Annotated in this window: 21 protein-coding genes and 5 pseudogenes; 16 read left to right on the top strand and 10 right to left on the bottom strand. The window is 63.1% G+C overall.

What is annotated here, in order from left to right:
- Positions 1-41 precede the first annotated feature (41 nt).
- The 5 genes and pseudogenes from ntrX to dusB form a co-directional block, all read right to left on the bottom strand.
- Entirely contained in the window at positions 42-1,454 is a 1,413-nt protein-coding gene (ntrX, locus tag CUR85_RS14615; RefSeq protein ID WP_067264063.1) for a nitrogen assimilation response regulator NtrX, read from the bottom strand.
- Positions 1,447-3,700 (bottom strand): annotated as a pseudogene (locus CUR85_RS14610) (sensor histidine kinase NtrY-like). The gene ntrX and the pseudogene CUR85_RS14610 overlap by 8 nt, the downstream one beginning before the upstream one ends.
- A gap of 95 nt (positions 3,701-3,795) precedes the next feature.
- Entirely contained in the window at positions 3,796-5,175 is a 1,380-nt protein-coding gene (locus CUR85_RS14605; protein ID WP_067264060.1) for a response regulator, read from the bottom strand.
- A gap of 1 nt (position 5,176) precedes the next feature.
- A complete protein-coding gene (locus tag CUR85_RS14600) occupies positions 5,177-6,262 on the bottom strand; it encodes a two-component system sensor histidine kinase NtrB (RefSeq protein ID WP_067264058.1) in 1,086 nt (361 codons plus the stop codon).
- Positions 6,259-7,202: pseudogene (gene dusB / locus CUR85_RS14595) on the bottom strand (tRNA dihydrouridine synthase DusB). The gene CUR85_RS14600 and the pseudogene dusB overlap by 4 nt, the downstream one beginning before the upstream one ends.
- A 231-nt stretch (positions 7,203-7,433) precedes the next feature.
- Between dusB and CUR85_RS14590 the strand changes: the two are divergent.
- From CUR85_RS14590 to CUR85_RS14580, 3 genes and pseudogenes are all read left to right on the top strand, one after another.
- Positions 7,434-8,564 carry a bifunctional 2-C-methyl-D-erythritol 4-phosphate cytidylyltransferase/2-C-methyl-D-erythritol 2,4-cyclodiphosphate synthase gene (locus tag CUR85_RS14590; protein ID WP_067264056.1) on the top strand — a complete coding sequence of 377 codons (1,131 nt, stop codon included), beginning with the start codon at positions 7,434-7,436 and terminating at the stop codon, positions 8,562-8,564.
- Positions 8,561-9,051 (top strand): annotated as a pseudogene (locus CUR85_RS14585) (phosphatidylglycerophosphatase A family protein). The gene CUR85_RS14590 and the pseudogene CUR85_RS14585 overlap by 4 nt, the downstream one beginning before the upstream one ends.
- Entirely contained in the window at positions 9,052-9,525 is a 474-nt protein-coding gene (locus CUR85_RS14580) for a CinA family protein (protein ID WP_067264053.1), read from the top strand.
- Here CUR85_RS14580 and CUR85_RS14575 read toward each other — a convergent pair.
- The gene (locus CUR85_RS14575; RefSeq protein ID WP_067264051.1) at positions 9,522-9,974 is read right to left on the bottom strand and encodes a type II toxin-antitoxin system RatA family toxin; all 453 of its coding nucleotides are present in this window, start codon (positions 9,972-9,974) and stop codon (positions 9,522-9,524) included. The two genes, CUR85_RS14580 and CUR85_RS14575, sit on opposite strands and share 4 nt — an antisense overlap.
- Before the next feature lie 69 nt (positions 9,975-10,043).
- Between CUR85_RS14575 and hpt the strand changes: the two genes are divergently transcribed.
- From hpt to CUR85_RS14555, 4 genes are all read left to right on the top strand, one after another.
- Complete coding sequence (gene hpt / locus CUR85_RS14570; RefSeq protein WP_067264049.1) at positions 10,044-10,580, top strand: hypoxanthine phosphoribosyltransferase; 537 nt, start codon at positions 10,044-10,046, stop codon at positions 10,578-10,580.
- On the top strand, positions 10,580-10,753 hold the full coding sequence (locus CUR85_RS14565; RefSeq protein WP_169306063.1) for a hypothetical protein: 174 nt from the start codon (positions 10,580-10,582) through the stop codon (positions 10,751-10,753). The genes hpt and CUR85_RS14565 overlap by 1 nt, the downstream gene beginning before the upstream one ends.
- A 92-nt stretch (positions 10,754-10,845) precedes the next feature.
- A complete protein-coding gene (locus tag CUR85_RS14560) occupies positions 10,846-11,325 on the top strand; it encodes a c-type cytochrome (protein WP_082852041.1) in 480 nt (159 codons plus the stop codon).
- A gap of 3 nt (positions 11,326-11,328) precedes the next feature.
- On the top strand, positions 11,329-12,216 hold the full coding sequence (locus tag CUR85_RS14555) for a c-type cytochrome (RefSeq protein ID WP_067264043.1): 888 nt from the start codon (positions 11,329-11,331) through the stop codon (positions 12,214-12,216).
- 20 nt (positions 12,217-12,236) lie between these two features.
- On the opposite strand, the gene lipA is transcribed toward CUR85_RS14555, so the two are convergent.
- Positions 12,237-13,190: a lipoyl synthase gene (gene lipA, locus CUR85_RS14550; RefSeq protein ID WP_067264040.1), complete on the bottom strand. Its 954-nt coding sequence runs from the start codon at positions 13,188-13,190 to the stop codon at positions 12,237-12,239.
- A gap of 242 nt (positions 13,191-13,432) precedes the next feature.
- Here lipA and CUR85_RS14545 point away from each other — a divergent pair, with 242 nt between their 5' ends.
- The gene (locus CUR85_RS14545; protein ID WP_067266850.1) at positions 13,433-13,981 is read left to right on the top strand and encodes a peroxiredoxin; all 549 of its coding nucleotides are present in this window, start codon (positions 13,433-13,435) and stop codon (positions 13,979-13,981) included.
- Positions 13,982-14,063: 82 nt separating this feature from the next.
- Here the strand turns inward: CUR85_RS14545 and CUR85_RS14540 are convergent, their stop codons facing one another.
- Positions 14,064-14,981, bottom strand: a complete 918-nt coding sequence (locus tag CUR85_RS14540; RefSeq protein ID WP_067266852.1) for a hydrogen peroxide-inducible genes activator — start codon at positions 14,979-14,981, stop codon at positions 14,064-14,066.
- A gap of 95 nt (positions 14,982-15,076) precedes the next feature.
- Between CUR85_RS14540 and CUR85_RS14535 the strand changes: the two genes are divergently transcribed.
- Positions 15,077-16,573, top strand: coding sequence for a catalase (locus CUR85_RS14535; protein ID WP_067266854.1), 1,497 nt, complete (start codon positions 15,077-15,079; stop codon positions 16,571-16,573).
- A 55-nt stretch (positions 16,574-16,628) separates the two neighbouring features.
- Here CUR85_RS14535 and CUR85_RS14530 read toward each other — a convergent pair.
- Positions 16,629-17,716 (bottom strand): annotated as a pseudogene (locus CUR85_RS14530) (DUF6456 domain-containing protein).
- Between the two features lie 279 nt (positions 17,717-17,995).
- Between CUR85_RS14530 and CUR85_RS14525 the strand changes: the two are divergent.
- Positions 17,996-18,292, top strand: a complete 297-nt coding sequence (locus CUR85_RS14525; RefSeq protein WP_067266855.1) for a DUF6477 family protein — start codon at positions 17,996-17,998, stop codon at positions 18,290-18,292.
- Positions 18,293-18,327: 35 nt separating this feature from the next.
- Here the strand turns inward: CUR85_RS14525 and CUR85_RS14520 are convergent.
- A pseudogene (locus tag CUR85_RS14520) lies at positions 18,328-19,864 on the bottom strand (trimethylamine methyltransferase family protein).
- A gap of 199 nt (positions 19,865-20,063) precedes the next feature.
- On the opposite strand from CUR85_RS14520, the gene guaA reads away from it, so the two are divergent.
- The 6 genes from guaA to CUR85_RS14490 all read left to right on the top strand — a co-directional run bounded on the left by guaA (position 20,064) and on the right by CUR85_RS14490 (position 25,909).
- On the top strand, positions 20,064-21,626 hold the full coding sequence (gene guaA / locus CUR85_RS14515) for a glutamine-hydrolyzing GMP synthase (protein ID WP_067266859.1): 1,563 nt from the start codon (positions 20,064-20,066) through the stop codon (positions 21,624-21,626).
- Positions 21,627-21,633: 7 nt separating this feature from the next.
- Positions 21,634-21,906, top strand: coding sequence for a putative quinol monooxygenase (locus CUR85_RS14510; protein WP_136720310.1), 273 nt, complete (start codon positions 21,634-21,636; stop codon positions 21,904-21,906).
- The gene (locus CUR85_RS14505) at positions 21,903-22,772 is read left to right on the top strand and encodes a DMT family transporter (protein WP_067266862.1); all 870 of its coding nucleotides are present in this window, start codon (positions 21,903-21,905) and stop codon (positions 22,770-22,772) included. Before CUR85_RS14510 ends, CUR85_RS14505 begins: the two co-directional genes overlap by 4 nt.
- A 121-nt stretch (positions 22,773-22,893) precedes the next feature.
- Entirely contained in the window at positions 22,894-23,994 is a 1,101-nt protein-coding gene (locus CUR85_RS14500) for an OmpP1/FadL family transporter (protein ID WP_067266864.1), read from the top strand.
- A gap of 55 nt (positions 23,995-24,049) precedes the next feature.
- A complete protein-coding gene (locus CUR85_RS14495) occupies positions 24,050-25,036 on the top strand; it encodes a DMT family transporter (protein ID WP_343245457.1) in 987 nt (328 codons plus the stop codon).
- A 12-nt stretch (positions 25,037-25,048) separates the two neighbouring features.
- A complete protein-coding gene (locus tag CUR85_RS14490; protein WP_067266866.1) occupies positions 25,049-25,909 on the top strand; it encodes an ATPase in 861 nt (286 codons plus the stop codon).
- The last annotated feature ends 40 nt before the right edge of the window (positions 25,910-25,949 follow it).

Below are 25,949 nucleotides of genomic sequence, written 5' to 3'. Positions count from 1 at the left end.
CACGCGCGCGCGGGGCAGCCCGCGCGCGCGACCGGCGGCGCTTACCCCGCCGCTTCGACTTCCTCGTCCACATGGGCCACACGCACGCCCGCTTTGGCCGAGGTTACCACGCCAAGCGATTTCAGCTTGCGGTGCAGGGCGCTGCGCTCCATCCCCACGAAATTCGCGGTGCGGCTGATGTTGCCGCCGAAACGGTTGATCTGGGTCAGCAGATATTCCCGCTCGAACGCCTCGCGCGCTTCGCGCAGCGGCAACGTCGCCAAGGCGCCTGAGAGCACCACGCGCCCCTCATCGCCGCCATTCTCTTCTTCGCCCGGCAGTTCCCGCGCTTCGATCGGGCCGGTGCCGTCGCCAAGGATCAGCACCCGTTCGACAAGGTTTTTGAGCTGGCGCACGTTGCCGGGCCAAACCATCGTCTGCATGAGCGCCACGGCGTCTTCGGTCAACGCACGCTGCGGCAGCCCTTGAGAGGCGTTGAATTCGGCGATGAAATGTTCGGCCAGCAGCGGGATATCCTCGCGGCGCTCTTCAAGCGAGGGCACGGCGATCGGCACGACGTTGAGACGGTGATAGAGTTCCTGCCGGAAGGTATCTGCCTTGATCGCCTGATCCAGATCGCGGTTCGTTGAGGAAATCACCCGCAGATCGACGCGGACCTTGTCGGTCCCGCCAACGCGGGTGAACTGTTGATCGACCAGCACCCGCAGGATTTTGGACTGGGTGCCAAGCGGCATGTCGGCGACCTCATCGAAATAGATCACCCCGCCGTGGGCTTGCTCTAGCAACCCCGGCTCGACCCCGCGATCAGGCGTCTCGCGACCAAAGAGCACCTCTTCCATCCGGTCGGGCGCCACCCCGGCGCAGTTGACGGTGACAAAGGGTGCGGCGGCGCGGGCGGAATGGGCGTGGATATAGCGGGCAGCCACTTCCTTGCCCGATCCGGCGGGGCCAGTCAGCATCACGCGGCCATTGGATTTGGTCACCTTGTCAAGCTGGCCCAGCAAAGCCCGATAGGGGGCGGAGGTGCCGATCATCTCGGAGGTTGCCACATCGCGGCGCTTGAGGTTCTGGTTCTCCCGGCGCAGGCGCGAGGTTTCCATCGCGCGGCGGATCACCACCAGCAACTGATCGATGTTGAACGGCTTTTCGATAAAATCGTAAGCGCCCTGTTTGATCGCTGCCACGGCAATCTCGATATTGCCATGGCCCGAAATGATCACCACCGGCACATCCGGGTTGTCGCGTTTGACCGTCTTGAGGATGTCGATCCCGTCCATGCGGCTGTCTTTCAACCAGATGTCGAGGATGATCAGGGCCGGTGCCTCGGTGTTGATTTCGGCCATCGTCTCATCCGAATTGCTGGCCAAGCGCGTGGCGAAACCTTCATCCTCAAGGATATCCGAGATCAACTCACGGATGTCGCGTTCGTCGTCTACAATCAGAATGTCACTCATCTGCCTTATCCCCTTGGTCTGTCGTTGCGTCGATGGCCAAGGGCAGCGAAATGACTGCCATGGCACCGTGATGGTCTTGCCCGTCAAATGCGGGCGCGGTTTCGAGCGTCAGGCTGCCGCCGTGTTCCTCGATAATCTTTTTGACGATCGGCAGGCCCAGCCCCGTGCCTTCGCTGCGCGTGGTCACATAGGGCTCGAACAGCCGGGCGCGGTCTTCGGGCAGGCCAATGCCATTGTCGGCGATGGTCAGCCGCAAGAGCCGGTTCTCGGGCGTGAGCGTCACGCGGATCTGCGGTGCATGCCCTTCAGGCGCGCCTTCTTTCTTCAGGCTTTCAATGGCTTCGCCTGCGTTCTTGATCAGATTGGTCAGCGCCTGCGAAATCATCGTGCCGTCGATATTGGCCATCACCGGCTCTGCGGGCAGGTCGAGTTTGATCGCCACCTCTTCCTGCCGGCTTTGCTGAAGCAGCACCGCGTCGCGCAGCAACTGCCGGATGTCCTGACGGCTGGTTTCCGGCTCGGGCATCCGCGCGAATTTCGAGAACTCGTCGACGATTCGCCGCAGGTCACCTGTCTGGCGAATGATCACGCCGGTCATCTGCTCCAGCGCGTCGTCATCGCCTTCGGCCATCTTGGGGCCGAACTTGCGGCGAATGCGCTCGGCACTCAGCTGGATGGGCGTCAGCGGGTTCTTGATCTCATGCGCGATGCGGCGGGCCACATCACCCCATGCGGCCATACGCTGCGCCGACACCAGATCGGTCACATCGTCAAAGGCCACCACATAGCCCTCAAGATCGCCATCCTTGGACCGGCGGGTCGCCATGCGGACCAAGAGGTTCTCCATCGCCCCTTGGCGCGAGACCTTGACCTCGGCCTGCGCCACCTCATCCGAGGCGGCCTTGACCGTTTCGAACAGCGGCCCGAACTCCGGCACCGCAAGGGTCAGGGGCAGGCTTTGCTGATCTTCGGACCAATCCAGCAGCCGCATGGCCGAGCGGTTCACGAAGGTCACGCGCCCCTCGGGATCGAGCCCCACCACGCCCGAGGTCACCGAGCTTAGCACGGAATCGAAGAGGCGGCGGCGGCGTTCGATCTGGTCGGTATTCTCCAACAGCGTCTCGCGCTGGCCCTTCAACTGCCGGGTCATCTGGTTGAAGTAACGGCCCAGCATGGCGATCTCGTCATCGCCTTCTTCTTCGCGGACCTGCACGTTCAAATCGCCCGCGCCCACCTGCTGCGCGGCCCCCGTGAGCCGCCCAACCGGGCCGGAAAGCCGCTCGGCAAACCACAGGCCCAGCCAAACGGCGGCCAAAATGAGGATTACCGCAAAGCCCAGATAAACAAGGGCGAATTCAAACAGCAGCCGCCCGCGTTCGGATTCAAGCTGTTGGTAGAGGCGCACCGTTTCCTTGGTTTCATCCAGCAGCGCCAGAATCTCACCATCTACCGCGCGGGAGACATAGAGGAAACGATCGACATAGGCGTCCATCGGCACCAGCGCGCGGAATTCATTGTTGGGCCAGTCCTCGATGACCAAAAGCCCCTCTTCGCTGGCGGTTTCCAGCTGCGCCTCGGTGGGGCCTCAAAATCAAAGAGATAGGACCGATCCCCCGCGCCCGGATCTGCGCGGTGCTGTCGATCAGAAAGGCTTCGCGCAGGCCCCGTTGGATTTGCCGCTGGCCCTCGCCCAAAAGCTCACTGTCGCTCAGGTTGATGCCCTGTGCGCGGGCGCTGTCGATGCTGCGGGCAAGGGTCTGCGCGTCCAAGATCAGCGCCTCGCGCTGCTCGGCCTCGTAAGCCTCCGCCGCTGCCAGAGACGAGCCGACCACGCCGCTGACCCGGTCGGAAAACCAGCCTTCGAGCCCGACATTCACCGTGAGCCCCGCGAAAATCGCCACCGTGACCGTCGGGATCAGCGCCATCAGCGCAAAGACCCCCGTCAGCCGCAGGTGCAACCGCGACCCCGCCGATTTGGCGCGCCGTGCCGAGATCAGCCGCCCGACTTGGATCAGCACCAGCGCCGCCACCAGCAGCACATAGACGAGGTCGGACAAGAGAATGAGCCGCAGGTTGAGCGTATCCGCCCCCTGCCCTAGCGGCCCGAGCGCCAGATAGGTCGCCAGCGCCAAGACCGGCCCCAGCACCACCAGCCCGAAGGTGGACCAATTGCGCAGCCGCTTGACCCGCCTGAGACGCCCCAACCGCTCGAGCTTGAACCTGCGTGACCGGGTTGCCACCCGCATACCTCACCGATGTTGTGATGCATCGCTGCATCAACCGCCATATTATGTGGTCCTGAACGGGGGAGTTCCCCGATGGCCACTGTTATGTGGCTCTTTTACATCATCTTGCGGCCCCGTGTCACCTCAATATCGAGGTCGGTGATCTTCTTGCGCAAAGTATTTCGGTTAATTCCCAGCAAAGCGGCACATTTCGCCTGATTCCCCGCCGTGGCGGCAAGGGCGATTTCGATCATCGGCAGCTCAACCTCACGCAGAATCCGCGCGTAGAGACCCGGCGGCGGCAGCATGGAGCCGTGCAGATCAAAGTAGCGTTGCAAATGCCGCTCGACCGAGGCGCCCAGCCGTTCGGTATCGGCCTCGGTCTGCATCGGTGCCGGACCGCTTTGCGCCCCCAGCAGTTGCTCAGCCTCGCTGGCCGTAATCTCAGCCGCTTGGCTGGCGAGCGCGAGTTGCCGCATCGCATGCTCCAACTGGCGCACATTACCGGGCCATGGGAATTTCAGCAAAATCTGCGCAGCTTTGTCCGACAGCTTGCGCGGCGAAGCAGGGCCGGGATTGGCGCGGGCCAGAAAATGGTCCGCCAAAAGCGGGATGTCTTCGACCCGATCTCGCAGGGCGGGCACTTCGAGGGTCGCCCCAGACAGACGGTAATAGAGATCGCGGCGCAGCTTGCCCTCTTGCATCGCGGCATCCAGATCGCTTTGGCTGGTGGCCATGAAGCGCGGCGCGTCATCGCCCGGCGCGTCCATCATCCGCACCAGACGGGCTTGAATATCCTGCGGGAAATCCGCGATCTCATCGATCATCAGAGTGCCCCCGCCGACCCGCGCCAGCACCCGCGAGGGGCCTTCGATATCGGCAAGATCGGCGTCCGTCACGGTCACGAACGGCAGGCTGCGCCGATCAGAGAAGTCGTGAATAGCTCGCGCGATCAGTGACTTGCCCGAACCGCTCTCGCCCCAAATCAGCACCGGCAGGTCCGTGTTCATCACACGCGCCACGGTGCGGTAGAGCGCTTGCATCACCGGGGTGCGGCCAATCATCGGCAGATCATCACGCTCCGCGTCGATCTCGGCACTGTCATCGGCGGCAGCTTTGCGGCTGAGCGTCGTGCGCTGCTCCAAGGCGCGCGCCGTGCGTTTCATCAGGTCCGGCAGGTCGAAGGGTTTGGGCAGATAGTCAAAGGCTTCGGCCTCTGCCGCCTTGATCGCCGTCATGATCGTGTTCTGCGCCGAGATCACGATCACCGGCAGGCCGGGCCGGTCCTGCGCGATTTTCGGCAACATTTCCAATCCGTTGCCATCGGGCATGACCACGTCAGAGATCACCGCGTCGCCCTTGCCCTCGCTGACCCATCGCATCAGGGTGGTCAGGCTTGACGTGGCATGCACCTTGCAGCCCGCGCGGGTCAGCGCTTGGGTCAGAACGGTGCGGATTGTGCGGTCGTCATCGGCGACGAGGATGGTGCCATCCATGTCAATTCTCCTTGAGGGCAGCGGCGCCTGCGCGCGGCAGCGAAATGCGGAATGCGGTTCGACCGGGGGCGGAACTGACGGAAATCCAGCCTCCATGGTCTGAGATGATCTTGCTCACCAAGGCGAGGCCCAGCCCGGTGCCATTCTCCCGGCCCGAGACGAAGGGATCGAAAACATCGGCGCGGATATGATCCGGCAGGCCGGGGCCATCGTCGATCACTTCGATCTGGAGGGGCAACGGCTGGCCATCCCCATCAGCACGGCGCAGCTGGAAGCCATGTTCATAGAAACTGCGGAGCCGGATGGTGCCCCCCGCCTCGCCCGCCGCCTCAGCCGCGTTGCGAATGAGGTTGAGCAAGACCTGCAAAAGCTGGTCCTTGTCGCCAAGCGCGGGCGGCAGCGAGGGGTCGTAATCCTCGGTGATTTTCATGTGCGAGCCAAAGCCCAGCAGAGCCGATCGGCGGGCGCGGTCCAACACGTCATGCAGGTTCACGGGCTTGCGCTCGGGCGCGGTCAGATTGCCGAATTGTTCGACCTGCTCCAGCAGTTTCACGATGCGGCGGCTTTCGGCGACGATCAGATCGGTCAGTTCCAGATCATTCTTGGACAGGTTCATCGACAAGAGCTGCGCCGCGCCGGTGATCCCGGCGAGCGGGTTCTTGATCTCATGGGCCAGCATCTCGGCCATGCCGATGGCGGATTTGGCGGCGGATTTCACGCTGTGATCTTGGGTGATGCGCCCGGCCAATTCACGCGGGGTGATCATCAAGACCATCTCGCCTGCGCCGCCCACCAGCGGGGCGATCTGCAAGCCGCACTGCAAGGGCGCGCGCTGCATCGCGCCCACATCCACGTCATTGACGAAAAGCGGCGTGCCTTGCAGCCGCGCACGGGCGAATGCGGCCTCAAGCGGGTGATCCACCGCGATCAGCTGCCAGATCGACTGGCCGATGGTGGCGCGGGCGGAGGCATTGAGGAAGCCTTCGGCAGAGGGGTTCAGATCGACGACCCGGTCATCGGCACCGACGATGAAAGCAGGCACCGGCAGAGAGGTCCAAACCTGCCGCTCCGGGGTCTCGCTTCTCATGCTGCGGCCCGGGGTTGGGCGGTGGCGGCGTCATATTGCATGGCCTCCGCGATGAGATCGAAAGTGGTTTTCACCTCGCGCGCCGTGAGCAGCGCGCGGCGCAGATCGGCAGGGGTGGCGCAGTGATCCATATACCAGCCCAGATGTTTCCGCGCGACCTTGGCCCCCAAATCGGTGCCGTAGAAACGCAGCATCTCGTCGTAATGTTCGGCCACCATTTCGGCCATCGCCTGCCCTTGCGGGATCATCGGCTTGGGCCGTCCATGCAGATCATGGGCGATCTGCGCCAGCAGCCACGGCCTTCCTTGCGCACCGCGGCCCACCATCACACCGTCCGCCCCGACAGCCGCAGCGCCGTGCGCGCCGTGTCACTGCCAATAATGTCGCCATTGGCGATGACCGGAACATTCACGGCCTCTTTCACCGCCCGGATCGCGGCCCAATCGGCGCGGCCCTTGTAGAACTGACAGCGCGTGCGCCCGTGGATGGTGATCATCTGCACGCCCACCTCTTCGGCCCGTTTGGCGATCGGGGCGGCGTTGAGCATATTGTCGTCCCAGCCCAGCCGGGTTTTCAGCGTCACCGGTACCTTGACCGCGCCGACCACCGCCTCGATCAGCCGCAGTGCGTGATCGGGGGTCTTCATCAGTGCCGAGCCGGAGGCGCCCTGCGTAACCTTCTTGGCCGGGCAGCCCATGTTAATGTCGATGATCCGCGCGCCCATCGCCTCGACCATGCGGGCGGCTTCGGCCATCGGTTCGGCCTCGCGCCCGGCAAGCTGAACGGAGGTGCCGATGACATCGAGCCCCAGTTCCGCTTTCTCCCGCGTGCCGGGGCGGCGGCTGAGCAACTCCTGACTGGCGACCATCTCGGACACGACCAATCCGGCCCCGAATCGCGCCACGAGGCTGCGATAGGGCAGATCGGTGATCCCGGCCATCGGGGCGAGGAATACCGGCGGGTCGAATGTCAGGGGTCGGCGGTCACATGCTTAATCCTTGTGCGGTCCCTTGCTGTGTAGCTCTGCCACGGGGTGACCTCAATAAAACTACCCGGAAAAGCAGCTATGCGCCAAGGCACTGCCCATTTTTTAGGCAGCCACCCCAGATTGCACCCCGCCGCCGCATTGCCTAGACAGGGCCATGTTCGCCAGCTTTTCCGGATTGCCCAAATGAGTATCGCAGCTCTGATCGTTGCCGCAGGACGCGGCAGCCGCGCCGGCGGTCCGCAGCCGAAGCAATGGCAGGCGCTGGCGGGGGCGCGGGTGATCGACCACACGATCGCCGCCTTTCGCGCCCTGCCCCAGATCACCGAGATCGTGCTGGTGCTGAACGCGGACGACATGGATCATGCAGGGGCATTCACGGCGGGTGGCATCACCGTCACCACCGGCGGGGCGGACCGCGCGGCCTCGGTCCAACGCGGGCTTGCGGCGATCCGGGGGGCGAGGAAGGTGCTGATCCATGATGCGGCACGGCCCTGCGTTTCGGCCCAAATCATCTCAGGCGTGATCGACGCGCTCGACCACCATCAAGCCGCCGCGCCGGGGCTGCCGGTGAGTGACGCGCTTTGGCAGGGGCACGAAGGCCGCGTCACCGGCACCCAAGACCGCAGCGCCCTTTTCGCCGCGCAAACACCGCAGGGCTTTGACCTCACCGCGATCCGTGCGGCGCATGCGGCTTATGACGGCCAAGCGGCGGATGACGTCGAAGTCGCCCGCGCGGCGGGCCTGACCGTTGCCATCACCCAAGGCAGCGCCGATAACCTGAAAATCACCCGGCCCGAGGATTTCGCCCGCGCCGCCCGCATATTGGAGACCCGCATGGACATTCGCACCGGCAACGGATTTGACGTGCACGCTTTCGGCCCCGGAGATCACGTGACCCTCTGCGGCATCGACATCCCACATACCAACGGGCTGGTCGGCCATTCCGACGCCGATGTGGCGCTGCACACGGTGACCGATGCCATCTACGGCGCGCTTGCACGCGGCGACATCGGCCAGCATTTCCCGCCGAGCGACCCACAATGGAAAGGCGCGCGCAGCGATATCTTCCTGCGTCATGCCGCGGAACTGGCGCGCGACATGGGCTTCACCCTCACCCATGTCGATTGCACGCTGATTTGCGAGACCCCCAAGATCGGCCCTCATGTGCAGCCGATGCGCGCCGCGATGGCCGAGATGCTGGGGATTGAGATCGACCGCGTATCAGTCAAGGCCACCACGAGCGAGCGCCTCGGCTTTACCGGGCGGGGCGAAGGCATCGCCTGTATGGCAACGGCAACATTGGTGAAATCATGACCGCAGCACATCTGATCGCGACGCTACTGGGCGTTGGCCACATCCGCCCCGCGCCGGGCACTTGGGGGTCGCTCATCGCCCTGCCCTATGCTTGGCTTTTGCATGTGTTGGGGGCTTTCCGCTGCTGGTGATCGGGCTTTTGGTGGCCATTCCCTTGGGCTGGTGGGCCACCGGACGCTACACCGCGGGCGGGCCGGATCATGACCCCGGAGAGGTGGTGGTCGATGAATTGGTCGGCCAGTGGATCGCGCTTTTGCCGCTCTCCTATGCCGCATGGTCGATGCAAATCCCGATCCTTGCCATGTGGCCCGGTTGGATCGCCGCCTTCGCGCTGTTCCGGCTGTTCGACATCACCAAACCGCTGATCATCGGCTGGGCCGACCGTCTGGGCGGGCCTTGGGGGGTGATGCTCGACGATATCTTTGCCGGGGTTTTCGCGGCGCTCGGCGTCATGGCGCTGGCCGCACTTTATCACGGGGTGCTGTAAATGAGCCTTGCCGCGCAACTGTTGGAAAAGGCCCGCGAAACCGGCGCGATGGTCGCCTGTGCGGAAAGCTGCACCGGCGGCATGCTCACCGCCGCGCTGACCGATCTGCCGGGCTCCTCGGCGCTGCTGGACCGGGGATTCGTCACCTATACCAATGCGGCGAAGATGGCGATGCTGGGCGTGTCGGAGGAGACGTTGGCGGATTGGGGTGCGGTCTCGGAACAGGTCGCCGAAGGAATGGCGGCGGGCGCTCTGGCGCGGTCCGAAGCGCGGATCGCCGTCTCCATCACCGGCATCGCAGGCCCCGGCGGATCAGAGCACAAGCCCGAGGGCCGCGTCTGTTTCGGCCTTGCCACGGCAGCCGGGGTTCAGACAGAAACGGTGGAGTTCGGCGCGCAGGGCCGTGATGCCGTGCGTTTGGCCGCCCGCGACCACGCGCTCGGCCTTTTGCTGCAAGGATACGCGGCGCTTTAACCCTTGGGGCCGTAAAGCTCTTTCGCGCGGTTCTCAAAGGCGCGCACGATACGCTGCATCGCCTCGTTGAAAACCACGCCGATGACCTTTTGCAAGATGGCGTTGCGGAATTCGAAATCGACGAAGAAATGCACCTGACAGCCTTCGAGATTATCCTCGAAATGCCAGTTTGATTTCATATACTTGAATGGTCCGTCGAGGTATTCCGTGTCGATCTTCTTGGCCCCGGGCCACAGCACGACGCGGCTGGTAAACCGCTCCCGAAAGACTTTGAACGAGATCACCAGATCGGCATCCATCACCCGATGATCGCCGCGGTCCTCGTCGCTGCGAATGCGCGCGGCGGCGGTCCAGGGCAGGAATTCAGGATAGCGGCCCACATCGGCGACAAGATCATACATCTGTTGCGCGCTATAGGGCAGTTGGCGGGTCTCTGAGTGCGTAGGCATTGCGTTCCGTAGCGTTGCGGGTTAACCCCCTATTTCACGTCTCAACCCCGCAGATTCAAGGGCAAAACCATGGCACACGGGCCTTATGTCATCGACGAAATGATCTCGGCCAAGGCCATCGCGGCGCGGATCGAAGATCTTTGCCGTGAGATTCACGGTGAATTCAACGGCACCGATAAATTGGTCGTGGTCGGCCTGCTGCGCGGCTCTTTCGTCTTTATCGCCGATCTGGTGCGTGAGTTGGACCTGCCGATCGAAGTCGATTTCCTCGAAGCCTCCAGCTATGGCGACGGCATGGAGAGCAGCCGAGAGGTGCGCATTCTCAAAGACTTGCGCGGGGCCATCGAAGGGCGCGACGTGCTGGTTGTCGAAGATATCGTCGACACTGGCCACACGCTGCACCATGTCACCAACCTGCTGCGCTCCCGTGAGCCTGCGCGGTTGAAGTCCATCGCCCTGCTTGACAAACCCACCCGGCGTGAGGTCGACCTCAAGGCGGATTGGACCGGCTTTGAAATTCCCGATGAATTCGTTGTGGGCTATGGCATCGACTTTGCCCAACGCGACCGCAACCTGCCCTTCATCGGGAAAGTCCGCTTTACGTGATGGACCCGCGGTGGCTGCTGCGCATGTCCCAATGGGCGCGCAATCCACCTTCGGGCAAACGGGTGATCTTGGTCTTTGCGATCATCGCGGCGGCTTTGGCCGTGGGGCTTGTCGAATGGCTGGGCTATTGGCCTGACTGGGCCACGGCCGAACGTATCCCCCGCCGGTTCTGACCCTGCCCGCAGTCTTATCCCGCTGATCACATTTTTGTTTTTTGCGACCTGCCCCTGCCATGTTACGCTGCGGCAAGAAAAGGGAGATGACCATGCATTTGACCAAAAGCATTACCGCCATTGGTATCAGCGCCGCCTTGATTGCCACCGCAGGCTTCGCCGCCAGCCATAGTGAGAAAGCCGCCAGTGCGGCGGTGAACGCGCGCCATGCGCAGATGCAACTGATTGCCTATCATACCGGCATTCTGGGCGGCATGGCCAAGGGCGAGACGGAGTATAACGCCGAGATGGCCACCGCCGCCGCGACCAATCTGAACGCCGCCGCCGGTTTCGCGCCGGGCACCCTCTGGCTTGAAGGGACCGAGCAAGGCGCCGTCGAAGGTTCCCGCGCCAAGGCCGAAATCTGGAGCGATGCCGAAGGGTTCAACGAAGCGCTGATGGCGCTGGAAACCGCCAGCGCGGATATGATCGAGGCCGCGGGCACCGATCTGGACGCGCTGAGGGCGGGCATGGGCGCAATCGGCAAGGCTTGCGGCGCTTGCCATGACGATTACCGCGGCCCCAAGAACTGATCCTTGCGACGGGTCATTCCAGTACTGCTGGGCTGTGCCGCTCTCGGCGCGGCCCTTGGCTGGGCGCTCACCCGGCCCAATCCGCTTGAGCCTTCCTATGGTGCCGGGCTGACACCGGACCCGGAGGCGGGCGCGCTGGTCTTTGCCGCTGGCGGCTGCGTTTCCTGCCACGCTGCGCCCGAAAGTGAAGAGGATGAGAGGCTGGTGCTGGCCGGGGGGCTGCCCTTCGCCAGTGATTTCGGCACCTTCCACGCGCCCAATATCTCCCCCGATCCAGAGCATGGCATCGGTGACTGGACCCTGCCGGAGTTCGCCCGTGCCGTGACGCGGGGTGTCTCGCCCGAGGGGCAGCATTATTACCCCGCCTTTCCATACACGGCCTACCAACACCTCGCCCCGCAGGATGTGGTGGACCTCTTTGCCTATATGCAGACCCTGCCCGCCTCGGATACGCCGAGCCTGCCGCATGAGGTGGCATTCCCCTTTAACATCCGTCGCGGGCTTGGCGCATGGAAGGCGCTGTTTTCACATGATGATTTCGTGATGAGCGACGCGCCCGATGCTGAGGTCGAACGCGGGCGTTATCTGGTCGAAGCTCTTGCCCATTGCGGCGAATGCCACACCCCGCGCAATGCCTTGGGCGCGCTTGACCGGGGCGCTTGGCTGACCGGCGCGCCGAACCCTTCGGGCAAGGGGCGTATTCCCGGCATCACACCGGATCAGCTTGATTGGTCAAAGCCCGATCTCGTAGCCTATTTCACCTCCGGCTTCACGCCGGAATACGACAGCGCGGGCGGTGAGATGGCCGAGGTGGTCAGCAACCTCGCGCAGCTCCCCGAAAGCGACCGCGAAGCGATTGCGGCCTACCTCAAGGCCCTGCCCGGCGGTTAGCGCCGGGCGCGTCTTTTCGATCAGGCAATACCCAGTTTGCGGTTACGCGCCTCGCGCAGCCGCGCGAAATCGTCACCCGCGTGGTAGCTCGACCGGGTCAGCGGCGTGGCCGAGACCATGAGGAAGCCCTTACCGTAGGCCGCCTTTTCGTAAGAGGTGAACTCTTCGGGGGTGACGAAACGGTCCAGCGCATGGTGTTTGGGCGTCGGCTGTAGGTACTGGCCGATGGTCAGGAAATCGATGTCAGCGGCGCGCATGTCTTCCATGACCTGAATGACCGCTTGGCGATCTTCGCCCAAACCCACCATGATGCCCGATTTGGTGAACATCGACGGGTCCAACTCCTTGACCCGCTGAAGCAGGCGGAGGGAGTGGAAGTAGCGCGCGCCGGGGCGCACCTCGGGATAGAGGCCCGGCACGGTTTCAAGGTTGTGGTTGAACACATCAGGTCGCGCTTCGACAACCTTTTCAAGGGCTTCGGGACCGCAGCGGATGAAATCCGGTGTCAGGATTTCGATTGTCGTGTCGGGGCTGCGGTGGCGCACGGCGCGGATCGTCTGGGCGAAATGTTCCGCCCCGCCGTCTTCGATATCGTCGCGGTCAACGCTCGTGATGACCACATGGTTCAGCCCCAGTTTGGCGACCGCTTCGGCCACGCGGCCCGGCTCGAACACGTCCAGCGCCTCGGGCGGCTTACCGGTGGCGATGTTGCAGAAGGTACAGGCCCGGGTACAGACCTCGCCCATGATCATCATCGTTGCGTGGCCCTGAGACCAGCATTCCCCGACATTGGGGCAGCCCGCCTCTTCGCAGACCGTGGTCAGCTTGTTGTCGCGCATGATCCGCGCGGTTTCGGCATAGCCTTTGCCGCCGGGCGCTTTGACCCTGATCCAGCTCGGCTTTTTCGGCTGGGCGTTGTCGGGCTTGCGCGCCTTTTCGGGGTGGCGCTGTTCGGGTATCTTCAGATCGCGCATCGGGGGCCTCTGATCATTGTGTCGCGCCTTGTTTATCACAGTCCTTAACCCGATGGCCACCTACTGCATACGCCCCCGCGACAAGGCGGCCATGCAAAGGCGGCATCGCCCTAGACCGTTGATTTAGAACGTTGATATGTAACTGAAAAATTACAATGCAGTTGCAGCATTGCGAGAGTTGCCGAGGCTTCTTATATGGGCTACCAAGCCGCAAAGATTCCAATCCGAGAAAGAGAGACGCGATGAAACCCGGTATCAATGTCCCCAACGTCACCTTCAAGACGCGCGTGCGCGACGAAAGCATCGAAGGGTCCAACCCCTTCCGCTGGGAAGACAAGACCAGCGATGATTTCTTCAAAGGCAAGCGCGTTGTGCTCTTCTCCCTCCCCGGTGCCTTCACCCCGACCTGCAGCACCTACCAGCTGCCCGGGTTCGAAAACAATTTCGCCGCCTTCCAAGAGCATGGCATCGACGCGATCTATTGCCTGTCGGTCAACGACAGCTTTGTGATGAACAAGTGGAAAGAGATGCAGGGCGTCCAGAACATCGACGTGATCCCTGACGGTTCGGGCGAATTCACCCGCCGCATGGGCATGCTGGTCGCCAAAGACAACCTTGGCTTCGGCCCGCGCAGCTGGCGCTATGCGGCGATCATCAACGATGGTCAGATCGAAGCATGGTTCGAAGAGCCCGGCATCCGTGACAACCACGACGAAGACCCCTACGGCGTTTCCAGCCCTGAGACCCTGCTGGAATACCTCGAGAACCAGAAACAAACCGAAGCGGCCTAAGCGCTCTTTCATGTGACCGGATCGGGCCCTTTGGCCCGGTCCTTTTGACACGCTCCCTTTGACCCGGCAGGCCCCACAGCGCCTAGTATTTCGCGCGCAGTTCTCCGGTCAGCCCCTCCCCCACTTCCTTCAGCGTCTCGGCCAGTTGCGCCGCCCAACCGCTGCCCGGCGTGCCCGCCCGGCGGACGAGCCCGATTTGCCGCGCAGGTTCCGGCGCGCCGAAACGGTGCAGGCGCAGCCCCGGTGCGGCATCAAGCTCGGTCTTGGCGGCGATTTCGGGCATCAGGGTCATGCCAAAGCCCGCCTCCACCAGCCGCGACAGCGTGGCGAGGGAGGAGGCCCCGGTGTGAATGCCCGCCTGCGTGCGGTCGCGCTGGCAAACCTCCAGCGCCTGATCGGTGAGGCAGTGGCCATCCTCCAGCAACATCAGCGGTGTGCGGGCCAAATCGGTCGGGCGGGCGACATCCGCCCCCGCTATCCGGTCGGCGGACCCGGCCAGCAGGAAGCGATCCTCGAAAAGCGGCACCTCTGCGAGGCCCGTTTCACCCGAGGGCACCGCCATCACCGCCGCGTCCAGCGCCCCGGCGCGCAGATCGGCCAGCAATTGATCCGTCTGCGCCTCGCGTACCTCAACCCGAAGCGAGATATCCTGCGCCCGCAACGCGGCCAGCACGCCGGGCAAAAGATAGGGTGCCACGGTCGGGATCAGCCCGAGATTCAACGTGCCCGCCAGCCCCACCTGCTCCCGCGCCGTGGCCTCGAGCAGCTTGGCGCGGCGCAGGATATCTTCGGCGCGGGTCAGCACCTCGCGGCCCAAGGGCGTGAGCACCGAAGCGCGACTTTGCCGCTCGATCAGCCGCCCGCCGAGCGTTTCCTCCAAACTGCGGATCTGCACCGAAAGCGCTGGCTGGGAGATATTGCTCGCCTCCGCCGCCCGCCCGAAGTTGCCCAAGGTCGCCAGCGCGCGAAAGTATTCGAGTTGTTTCAGGGTAAAATTCATAACTTTTACCTATCGCAATTTTATAAAACTGCAATTGGAAATTATGGGGGGAATCGATCATCTTGCTGTCAGACAGTAACCGAGGGGAACCCAAGATGAGCAAGCGTCTCACCACCACCGCCGGCGCACCGATGCCGACAAACGACACCAGCAAGACCGCGGGCGCCCGTGGCCCGGTCCTGCTGGACGACTACCAATTGATCGAGAAGCTCGCCCATCAGAACCGCGAGCGCATTCCTGAGCGTGCCGTTCACGCCAAGGGCTGGGGCGCCGAGGGCACCTTCACCGTCACCCATGACATCAGCCAATATAGCTGTGCTGCGATCTTCTCCGAAGTGGGCAAGACCTGCGAAATCATCTCGCGCTGGTCCACCGTGGCGGGCGAGCTTGGCGCCGCCGACAGTGAGCGTGACGTGCGCGGCTTCTCGGTGAAATTTTACACCGAAGAGGGCAACTGGGACGTTGTGGGCAACAACACCCCGATCTTCTTTGTCCGCGATGCCTATAAATTCCCGGACTTCATCCGCACCCAGAAACGCCATCCGCGCACCAACCTGCGGTCGCCCGAGGCGATGTTCGACTTCTGGGCGGCGCAGCCCGAATGTGTGCACCAGGTCACCATCCTGATGTCCGACCGTGGCATCCCGGTGAACCCAATGCATATGCACGGCTACGGCAGCCACACCTATTCGATGTGGAACGCCAAGGGCGAGCGTCACTGGGTGAAGTTCCACTTCCGCTGCCAGCAGGAAATCCGCAACCGCACCAATGAAGACGCGGAAAAGCTGATCGGCTCCACCCGTGAGAACTTCCAAGAGGATCTCTTCAACGCGATCGAAGGCGGTGACTACCCGAAATGGGAGCTGAACATCCAAGTCATGCCCGAGGAAGAGGCCGAGACCTGCGGCTTCAACCCCTTCGACCTGACCAAGGTTTGGCCGCATGCGGATTACCCGCTGATCCCCGTCGGCATGTTGGAGTTCAACCGCAACCCTGACAACTACTTCCAGAGCATCGAGAACGCTGCCTATTCGCCGTCGAACAAAATCCCCGGCATCGGCTTCTCGCCCGATAAGATGTTGCAGGCGCGGGTATTCTCCTATGCGGATGCGCACCGCTACCGTCTCGGCACGCATTACGAGGCCCTGCCCGTGAACGCGCCCAAGGCCGCGCCGATGCATCACTACCACAAGGACGGCGCGATGCGGTTCTTCCCGCAGCAGACCGGCCACCCGGACGCCTATTACGAGCCGAACCAATACGAAGGCTCGGCCCGTCCCGATCCATCGGTGCAAGAACCACCGCTGCGCATCTCGGGCGATGCGGACCGGTATGTGCAGGAAGAGGCGGATGCCGATTACATCCAGCCGCGCAAGCTCTATACCGAGGTGTTCGATCAGGCGCAGCGTGACCGTCTGCACGAGAACATGGCCGGTGCCATGGCGCCCTGTTCGCAGTCGGTGAAAGAACGCTGGTATGCGGTGCTTGAGAAAGTGCACCCCGACTATGCCGCCGGTGTGCGTGCCGCTTGCGAGAAAGACGAAGTGGCGATCTCGGTCACAGATGAGACGCCGGTGAAGGTCGCAGACTAAAACAACGGGGCGGCAGGATTATCATCCTGCCGCCCCTTCTTTACCCGACCGGCATTTACCCGATCATTGGGCCGCCTGGCCCCACGGTTTCATCGTAGTGCCGCTTCAGCCGCATGAGCGCGATCCGAAGCACGATCTTGCCCGAACGCGCGGACCAACCGAGCCGTTTTTCGGTGGTCTCCAACCCTTCCAAATAACAGCAACAGCGCAGCACCACGTCCGACAGGCCGGGGCCGAGGTCGGCCATGGCATCGGCCACCCTCTTGCGCGCCTCCGCCGCGGCCATGGCGCCTGCCCCATCTCGCCCGCCGCTGGGTTTGGCGCCGGGGGTCAGGAAATGGTCCCAATTCTGCGTAACCTCACCGCCCATCTGCGCCAGTTCGAAATCTTCGCGCAGCCTTTCGCCCGCATGGACCAGCCCCTCGTTCAAGAAGGGTGCGCCGGATTTGTCGCGCCGCCGTGCGAGGGTCGAAAGCGGGCTTTCGGACAGGCAATAGCGGCCACGGCGCGGGGCCGTATCCGCATCTGCGCCTAGGTCTGCGGCGGGCGCGTCGGGCCCGCCCAGAAAGGCGGTCTGATCTTCGGCAAAGCCGTCTGCGGCTGCGCCCTGCTCTTCAAGCATGCGCCGCAGCGCCGCGCGCCCCGCGCTGGTGATATGATAGCGTGTCACCCGGCCTGTGCTGCCCGGCGCGATCCAATCTTTTAGCGCCATCGCCTGCGCCACGGCGCTGTCCACCACGGCAGTGCGTGCGCCGGGGCCGGTGTCCGTCTCGCGCAGGACGACGGCCTTTTCCATCCCTTCAGCCACGGCAAGGATCGCGCCCGCCTCATGCAGGCGCCGCAGGACGCGCAGCGCCTCGGCGGCGAAGGTGTCTTCGTCAAGAAGGGGGGCGGCGGGTTTGGTCATTGTCGCTGTCTTTCCTGCTGGGGGCCAGCAGTACAATCCAAGGCGCGCCGCACGGCCCCGAGCCTGCGCAGGGCGGCATCCACCAGCGGATCGTCGCGCCGTGTCTCGATACGGCGGATTTGGCGCATGATGGTCGAGGCATGACAGCCAGCTTGGCGTGCCAAGGCCCGGATCGGGGCGCCGGTCTCCGTATGTGCGAGGTAATGCAGGGCTCCGTGCGGCACCCATCCCGGCAGGACGGACTGTTGAATTTGGTGATGCGCCTTCAATTGACTGCCACTTCCATTTTGGCGGGTCCCCAAGCTGGGTGAGTTATCCCCAGAGTTATTCACAACCTATGGATGTTTTGGTTACCCGTTCGTTAAAATCGTCGCATTTGGCAATGATTGTTTCCAAAAGGTAAACGCCATCGAAAGGCGCCGTTCGCCGGGAACCCGCAACACGCAACACCCGGAAAGGTTGTGCAACACTTCGCCGACCCGGGGTGATTCACCCCTCAGAAATCGGAGACTTTGATGCAAGATCTACTGACCATGTTGCAAAGACTTCACCGCCCGCGCCTCTTGATGCGGGCCGCCCGCATCGGGGCCGAAGACTACCGCCGCGGCACCCATTTGCCACGGATACTGGGCTTTGGTATATTGCCACGCCACGGCACCGCGCTGATCAAACTGATCGAGATCGAGGCCGCGTTGGACACCCAGCGCAAGACGGCGGATGCAAGCTATAGCCTGATCCGCCATGTAGATGTTCTTATTGCCATGGTCGGCGAGGCGCGGTTCTTGAAGGCCGCGATGATGCCCGGCGCCTGATCTGCGATGCGGGGGATCGCCCCCGCCGCAAAGCTTTAGCTAAAGCTATCGGGTTCCGCCGCCTTACGGGTTGCGACAAAGGCATCGAGCGCTTCGCGAATGGCTGGATCCAGCGCGGGCTGCTGATAGTCGGCCAGCATCTTTTCGACCCGCGCGGTGGCAAGGCTCTGCGTGTCGCGCGCGCCCTCGTCCGACCAAGTCTCGAAAGGTTTGTAGTCCAACAGATCCGACTTCCAAAAGGCATCGCGGAAATTGCTCTGCGTATGGGCGCAGCCGAGGTAATGCCCCCCCGGCCCCACTTCGCGGATCGCGTCCATGGCCTGTGCGTTCACGTCGATCTCCACCCCACGGGCAAGGTGATGCAACGTGCCCAGTTGATCCGCATCCATGACGAATTTCTCGAAAGAGGAAACAAGCCCCCTTCCAGCCAGCCACAGGCGTGCAGCATGAAGTTCACCCCCGAAAGCAGCCCCATGTTTAGGCTGTTCGAGGTCTCATAAGCCGCCTGCGCATCGGGCAGTTTCGAGCCGGTGAAAGACCCGGCGCTGCGGTACGGCAGGTTGAGCCGGCGGGCCAGTTGCCCAGCGCCATAGGTGATATGCGCAGCCTCGGGCGTGCCGAATGTGGGCGCGCCGCTGTTCATATCGATGGAGGTGACGAAAGCCCCCATGATCACCGGCGCCCCGGGGCGGACAAGCTGGCTATAGGCGATGCCCGCCAGCGTCTCGGCCAAGACCTGTGTCAGCGTGCCCGCCACGCTCACCGGGGCCATGGCACCGCCTACGATGAAGGGCGAGATGATGCAGGCCTGATTGTTCTCGGCATAGACCTTGAGCGCGCCCATCATCACATCGTCGAAGGTCATCGGCGAGTTGATGTTGATGAGCGAGGTCATCACCGTGTTTTCCTGCACGAAATCCTTACCGAAGAGGATACCGCACATATCGACGGAATCCTGCGCACGGCTGGGTTCGGTCACCGATCCCATGAAGGGTTTGTCGCTCAGCGTCATATGGGCATGCAGCATATCGAGGTGACGTTTGTTCACCGGGATATCTGTCGGCTCGCATACCGTCCCCCCGAGTGATGCAGCCATTTGGACATATAGCCCAGTTTAACGAACTTCTCGAAATCCGCCATCGTGGCATAGCGCCGCCCCCCTGCGGCATCGCGCACGAAGGGCGGGCCATAGACGGGGGCGAGGACAAGGTTCCTCCCCCCGATCACCACATCCCGATCTCGGTTGCGGGCCACTTGGGTGATCGTCGAAGGCGCGGTGGAGCAGAGCTTGCGTGCCAGCCCCCGTGGGATACGCACCCGCTCCCCCTGAACATCGGCCCCGGCCTCACGCCAGAGCGCCAATGCCTCGGGGTTGTCGGGGAAGTTCACGCCAATCTCTTCCAGCACCGCATCGGCGTTCTGTTCGATGATCTCCAGCGCCTCTTCGGTCAGCACTTCGAAGTTCGGGATATTCCGCTCGATATAGCGCGCTGTCTCGAAAGAGACGGCTGTGCGCGCCGCGCGTCTTGCCGCACCACCACCGCCGCGTGCCCGTCGTGCTGATTCCGCCATTGCTCTTTCCTTCCCACAAGTCTTGGCCCGTCACTACCCCATTCCCGGCAGGCGCTTCGCGCGGATAACGCCCCCTAGCGGCAAAAAGCGACATCGCGTGCCGTCCCCGCGCCACTTGCGCGAATTAAACGCAGGCGGCACTGGTCTTCGGCCTGCTAGAGACTTGCCAGAGCGCGCGCACGGGCCTAATCACAGCCCCATGACAGATATCACCCATGACCGCCTTCTCATCATCGACTTCGGCAGCCAGGTCACGCAGCTTATCGCGCGTCGCCTGCGGGAGCTGAATGTCTTTTGCGAAATCCACCCGTTCAACACGGTGGACGAAGCCTTCCTCAAGGAATTCGCGCCTAAGGCGGTGATCCTGTCGGGTGGCCCGTCCTCGGTGTTTGCCGAAGGCGCGCCGCGTCCGCCGCAGGCTGTTTTTGAACTGGGCGTGCCGATCCTTGGCATCTGCTATGGCCAGCAAGTCATGATGCATTGCCTTGGCGGCCATGTGGAGCGCGGCCATGGCACCGCTGAATTCGGCCGGGCCTTTGTCACCCCCACGGGCCAACAGCTTGATCTGCTCGAAGGCTGGTTCGCCACCGACCGCGAACAGGTCTGGATGAGTCATGGTGACCACGTCAGCAAAATCGCCCCGGGGTTCGAGGTCTATGGCACCTCCCCCAACGCGCCTTTCGCCATCACCGCGGATGTGGAGCGTCACTTCTACGCAGTGCAGTTCCACCCCGAGGTGCATCACACCCCCAACGGTCCGCGCCTTTATGAGAACTTCGTGCGTCTGGCGGGCTTCAAGGGCGACTGGACCATGAGCGCCTATCGTGAGGAGGCCATCGCCGCGATCCGCGAGCAGGTCGGCGACCAAAAGGTAATCTGCGGCCTTTCGGGTGGGGTCGACAGTTCCGTCGCCGCGGTGTTGATCCATGAGGCCATCGGCGACCAGCTGACTTGCGTTTTCGTTGACCACGGTCTGCTGCGCAAAGGTGAGGCCGAAGAGGTCGTCACCATGTTCCGCGACCATTACAACATGCCGCTGATCCACGCGGATGAGCAGGAACTCTTCCTGGGCGAGCTGGACGGCGTCTCGGACCCCGAGACCAAGCGCAAGATCATCGGCAAGCTCTTCATCGACGTCTTCCAGAAACACGCCAAGGAAGTGGGCGATGCGACCTTCCTTGCCCAAGGCACGCTCTACCCGGACGTGATCGAGAGCGTCTCCTTCTCCGGCGGGCCCTCTGTCACCATCAAGAGCCACCACAACGTTGGCGGGCTGCCCGAAAAGATGGGCCTGAAACTGGTCGAGCCGCTGCGCGAGCTGTTTAAGGACGAGGTGCGCGAGTTGGGCCGCGAGCTGGGCCTGCCGCCCTCCTTCATCGGTCGCCACCCCTTCCCCGGGCCGGGTCTTGCGATCCGCTGTCCTGGTGAGATCACCCGCGAGAAGCTCGACATCCTGCGCGAAGCCGATGCGGTCTATATCGACCAAATCCGCCGCCATGGGCTTTATGACGATATCTGGCAGGCCTTCGTGGCGATCCTGCCGGTGCGCACCGTGGGCGTGATGGGCGATGGCCGCACCTATGACTTCGCCTGCGCCCTGCGCGCGGTGACCTCAGTCGATGGGATGACGGCGGATTACTACCCCTTCTCGCATGATTTCCTTGGCGAAACCGCCACACGGATCATCAATGAGGTGCCGGGCATCAACCGCGTGACCTATGACATCACCTCGAAACCTCCGGGCACCATCGAGTGGGAATAAATTGCGGGTGGCCCTGACCGGCCACCTACGCTGCGCCACCCGGGCCGAGGCGGACCGGGTGCGCGCAGGGCTTGACGCGCATCTGCGTCTTACCCGGGCCGAGCCGGGATGCCTCAGCTTCGACGTGACCCCGACCGACGATCCCCTTGTCTGGCAGGTCGCGGAGCTCTTTACCGACCGGGCGGCCTTTGAGGCGCATCAGGCCCGTGCCGCAGCATCGAACTGGGCGCGGCTCACCGCCGGGATCGCCCGCGACTATCAGATCACAGAAACCACATGAGCCCCACCTTTCGCGCTGCACTCTGGATGATCGGCTCCATCGGGTCATTCTCCACCATGGCCGTGGCGGGGCGCGAACTCTCGGCGCGGTTCGACACTTTCGAGGTCATGCTCTACCGCAGCGTGATTGGCGTGATCATCGTCCTGTCGCTCGCCGGAGCCACGGGCGCGTGGCGGCAGATCAACACCCGCAACTTCGGCCTGCAACTGCTGCGCAACCTTGCGCATTTCACCGGGCAGAACCTGTGGTTCTTCGCCGTGTCGCTGATCCCGCTGGCACAGGTCTTCGCGTTGGAATTCACGTCGCCGCTATGGGTCATCGTCCTGTCGATCTTCCTGCTGGGCGAACGGCTGACCGCGACACGGGCGCTGGCCGCCATCATGGGGTTCATCGGCATCCTGATCGTGGCGCGCCCCGATATCGGCAACCTCAACACCGGCATTCTGGCGGCGGCGGGATGCGCCGTCTTCTTTGCCCTGACCAATGTGCTGACTAAATGGCTGACGCGAACCCAAGGGATCACCACGATCCTCTTCTATCTCACCACGTTGCAACTGCTGTTCGGCCTGATCGCGGCAGGCTACGATGGCGATATCGCCAGCCCCACGGCTGAGACGACGCCCTTCCTGCTGCTGGTCGGCGCCTGCGGGCTGCTTGCGCACTACTGCCTGACCAACGCACTAAGCCTTGCCCCCGCGACCGTGGTGGTGCCCATTGATTTCGTCCGCCTACCGGCCATCGCGATTGTGGGCATGCTTCTCTATGCCGAAGCGCTGGATATCTGGGTCTTTGTCGGGGCCGGGATCATCTTTGCGGGCAACTATCTCAATATCTGGTTTGAGACCCGCAAAGCACACCCCAAGTAATGTTGGCCCAGATTCCAGCCTGACCCAAGGTCAGCGATTGACGCAAACGGCAGCAATCCGCTTAGATCGTTTCCAACCTGTGCCGGGGAGGATCCGCACAGAAGTCTTGGGAGGAGAGCAAATGAAAACCTATTTCTTGGCAATTCCGGCACTGTTGGCATCTACGGCAATCGTTCACGCTGGCGGCATCGATCGGTCGGGCCAATCCATCAACGCCCTGTTTGAAAGCGGCCGCTATGCGGAGTTCAGCTTTGGGCATATCGATCCATCCACCAGCGGGACGTCGACAATGGCGGTGCCGCCGCCATCGCTGTCGAATGTCAGCTCCGGCGATATGACCTCCAGCTATCTCCAGTTTGGCGCAGCCTATAAGGCCGACATCAACGACAAGCTGTCCTATGCGATCATCTATGATCAGCCGTTCGGCGCGGATGTCGATTACCCCACGCCCACCGGCTACTATGCACAAGGTGCCCAAGCGGATCTGGAAAGCCACGCGATAACCGGCCTGTTGCGCTACCGCATGAACGAGAACTTCAGCGTTCACGGCGGTCTGCGCGTCCAAACCATCGAAGCGGTCGCAGCTGTGCCCTTCGTCGCCGGCTATACGGTGAACGGCGAGCGTGACACCGGCGTCGGCTATGTTGCGGGTGTCGCCTATGAGCGCCCCGACATCGCCATGCGTGTCGCGCTGACCTATAGCTCCAGCATCGACCACGAGGTCGACACGACCGAGTTCGGCGCCATCATGAGCACGACCGAAATCGAAACCCCGCAGTCGGTGAACCTTGATTTCCAGACCGGCATCGCCGCCGACACGTTGCTTTTTGGTGGCATCCGCTGGGTCGATTGGTCCTCCTTCGACATCACCCCCGCCCAATACCAAGGCGCGACGGGCGGCTCGCTCGTCAGCTACGATGACGACGTTTTCACCTACTCGCTCGGCGTGGGCCGCCGTCTGAACGACAACTGGTCGGTCTCGGCCTCCGTCGGCTATGAGAAGTCCAACGGCGGGTTCGCCTCCAACCTCGGGCCGACCGATGGCAACAAGAGCCTTGCACTGGCCGCCGTCTATACCCGCGACAACATGAAGATCACCACCGGCGTGCGCTACGTCAACATCGGTGATGCAGAGACAACTTTGAACGGTACGAATGCCTCGGGCGAGTTCGAAGACAACGATGCTCTGGCCTTTGGTGTAAAAGTGGGTTTCACCTTCTGATCCACACCAGACCCGTCGAGATTACGCCGCCCGAGACCCTCGGGCGGCGTTTTTTATGCATGCGCATCTTTCGGGTCGTGCCGATCCGTGGAACAGCCTAAACCCAAGCCATGATCACACAGAAAACCATCCCCCGCGCGCTTGGATCGAAATGGGCTGTCTCGCCCTGCTCTGGGGCGCGTCCTTTGTCGCCGTGCGGGTGGCCTTGGATGAGATCGGGCCGCTGACCTCGGTCGCGCATCGGGTGTTCTGGGCGATGTTGGTGCTTTGGGCCGCCGTCGCCACCATGCGCCTGCCACTGCCGCGCGACCCGCGCATCTGGGCGGCCTTCCTGCTGATGGGGCTTTTGAACAATGTGATCCCCTTCTCGCTGATGGCATGGGGGCAGTTGCACATCCCCTCGGGGCTGACCTCGATCCTCAATGCCGCCACCGCGATCTTTGGCGTGCTGGCCGCGGCGATCTTTCTGGCGGATGAGCGGATCACCCCGCGCAAGGCGATTGGCGTCTGCCTCGGCTTCGCGGGCGTCAGCACCGCCATCGGTCTGGAAAATCTCACGAATTTCGACCTCGGCAGCCTTGCACAACTGGCCGTGCTGGGCGGGGCGATGTCCTATGCCATGGCCGGTGTCTGCGCGCGCAAACTGCTGCCGGGCCAGCCGCCGCAACTGGCCGCCGCCGGGATGCTCACCGGCGCCACGCTGGTCATGCTGCCGCTGGCATGGGTGGCGGAGGGGCCACTGACCCTAAACCTCGCCCCGGCCACGCTCGTCGCCATCGCCTATTACGCGCTGGCCGCGACGGCGCTGGCTTATCTGCTCTATTACCGCGTGCTCGGCATGGCGGGCAGCAGCAACCTGATGTTGGTGACACTGCTGGTCGCCCCCGTGGCGATCCTGCTGGGCGCATGGCTGCGTGATGAGACCCTGCGCCCCGCTGCCTATGGCGGTTTCGCCCTTCTCGCACTTGGGCTTCTGGTGCTCGATGGCCGCATCTGGCGTCTGGTGAAACACTGGGGTAGTCAGGGGAAACGAAGCACTTAACCTTGGTGATACATGCTCTACCCCACGGCTGACGATTGGCGCGCGGCGCCGCGGCGCAAAGTTCTGATCTTCGGCATGTCGGGCTTGGGCAAGACCCATCTCTCTAGCCTGCTGCGCGCCAGCGGGGATTGGTTTCACTACTCCATCGACTACCGCATCGGCACCCGTTACCTGGGCGAACTCATCGCCGACAACGCCAAAGCCGAGGCGATGAAAGTGCCCTTCCTGCGCGATCTGCTGCTGAGCGACAGCATCTACATCGGCTCAAACATCACCTTCGACAACCTGTCGCCCGTGGCCACATGGCTGGGCAAACCGGGCGACCCTTCGCGCGGCGGGCTGCCGATGGCAGAATACGCCAAACGGCAAGAGGCTTTCCGCCGGGCCGAGATCAGCGCGCTGCAAGACACCGCCTATTTCGCCACCCGCGCCGAAGCGCTCTATGGCTATCCGCATTTCATCTGCGACACCGGTGGCTCGATCTGCGAATGGGTCGACCCCGAAGACCCGAACGACCCGCTCCTGCGGCAATTGGCCGAGGAATGTCTGCTGGTCTGGATCAAGGGCGACGAAGCCCATACCGAGGAACTTATCCGCCGCTTTGACAAAGCGCCCAAGCCGATGGCCTATCAGCCCGAATTCCTCGCCCGGGCATGGGCCGATTATCTGGCCGAAAAGAACATCACCGAGGACGCGGTGAACCCCGACGATTTCATCCGCTGGACCTATGCCGCCGCCCTGTCGCACCGCCAACCCCGCTACGCCGCCATGTCGAAATGGGGTGTGACCATCACCCCCACCGATATCGACGCGCTGACAGCTCCCGAAGACTTTACCGACCTCATTGCCCGCCACCTGCCCGCAGGCGGTTGAACCCGCCCCGCCCAAGATTATCTGACTGCACTGGCCACCC

This window comes from Sulfitobacter faviae, assembly GCF_029870955.1.
Taxonomy (GTDB): domain Bacteria; phylum Pseudomonadota; class Alphaproteobacteria; order Rhodobacterales; family Rhodobacteraceae; genus Sulfitobacter; species Sulfitobacter faviae.
The sequence above is the reverse complement of the archived record's forward strand: the minus strand, read 5'-3'. Positions and strand labels throughout refer to the sequence as shown.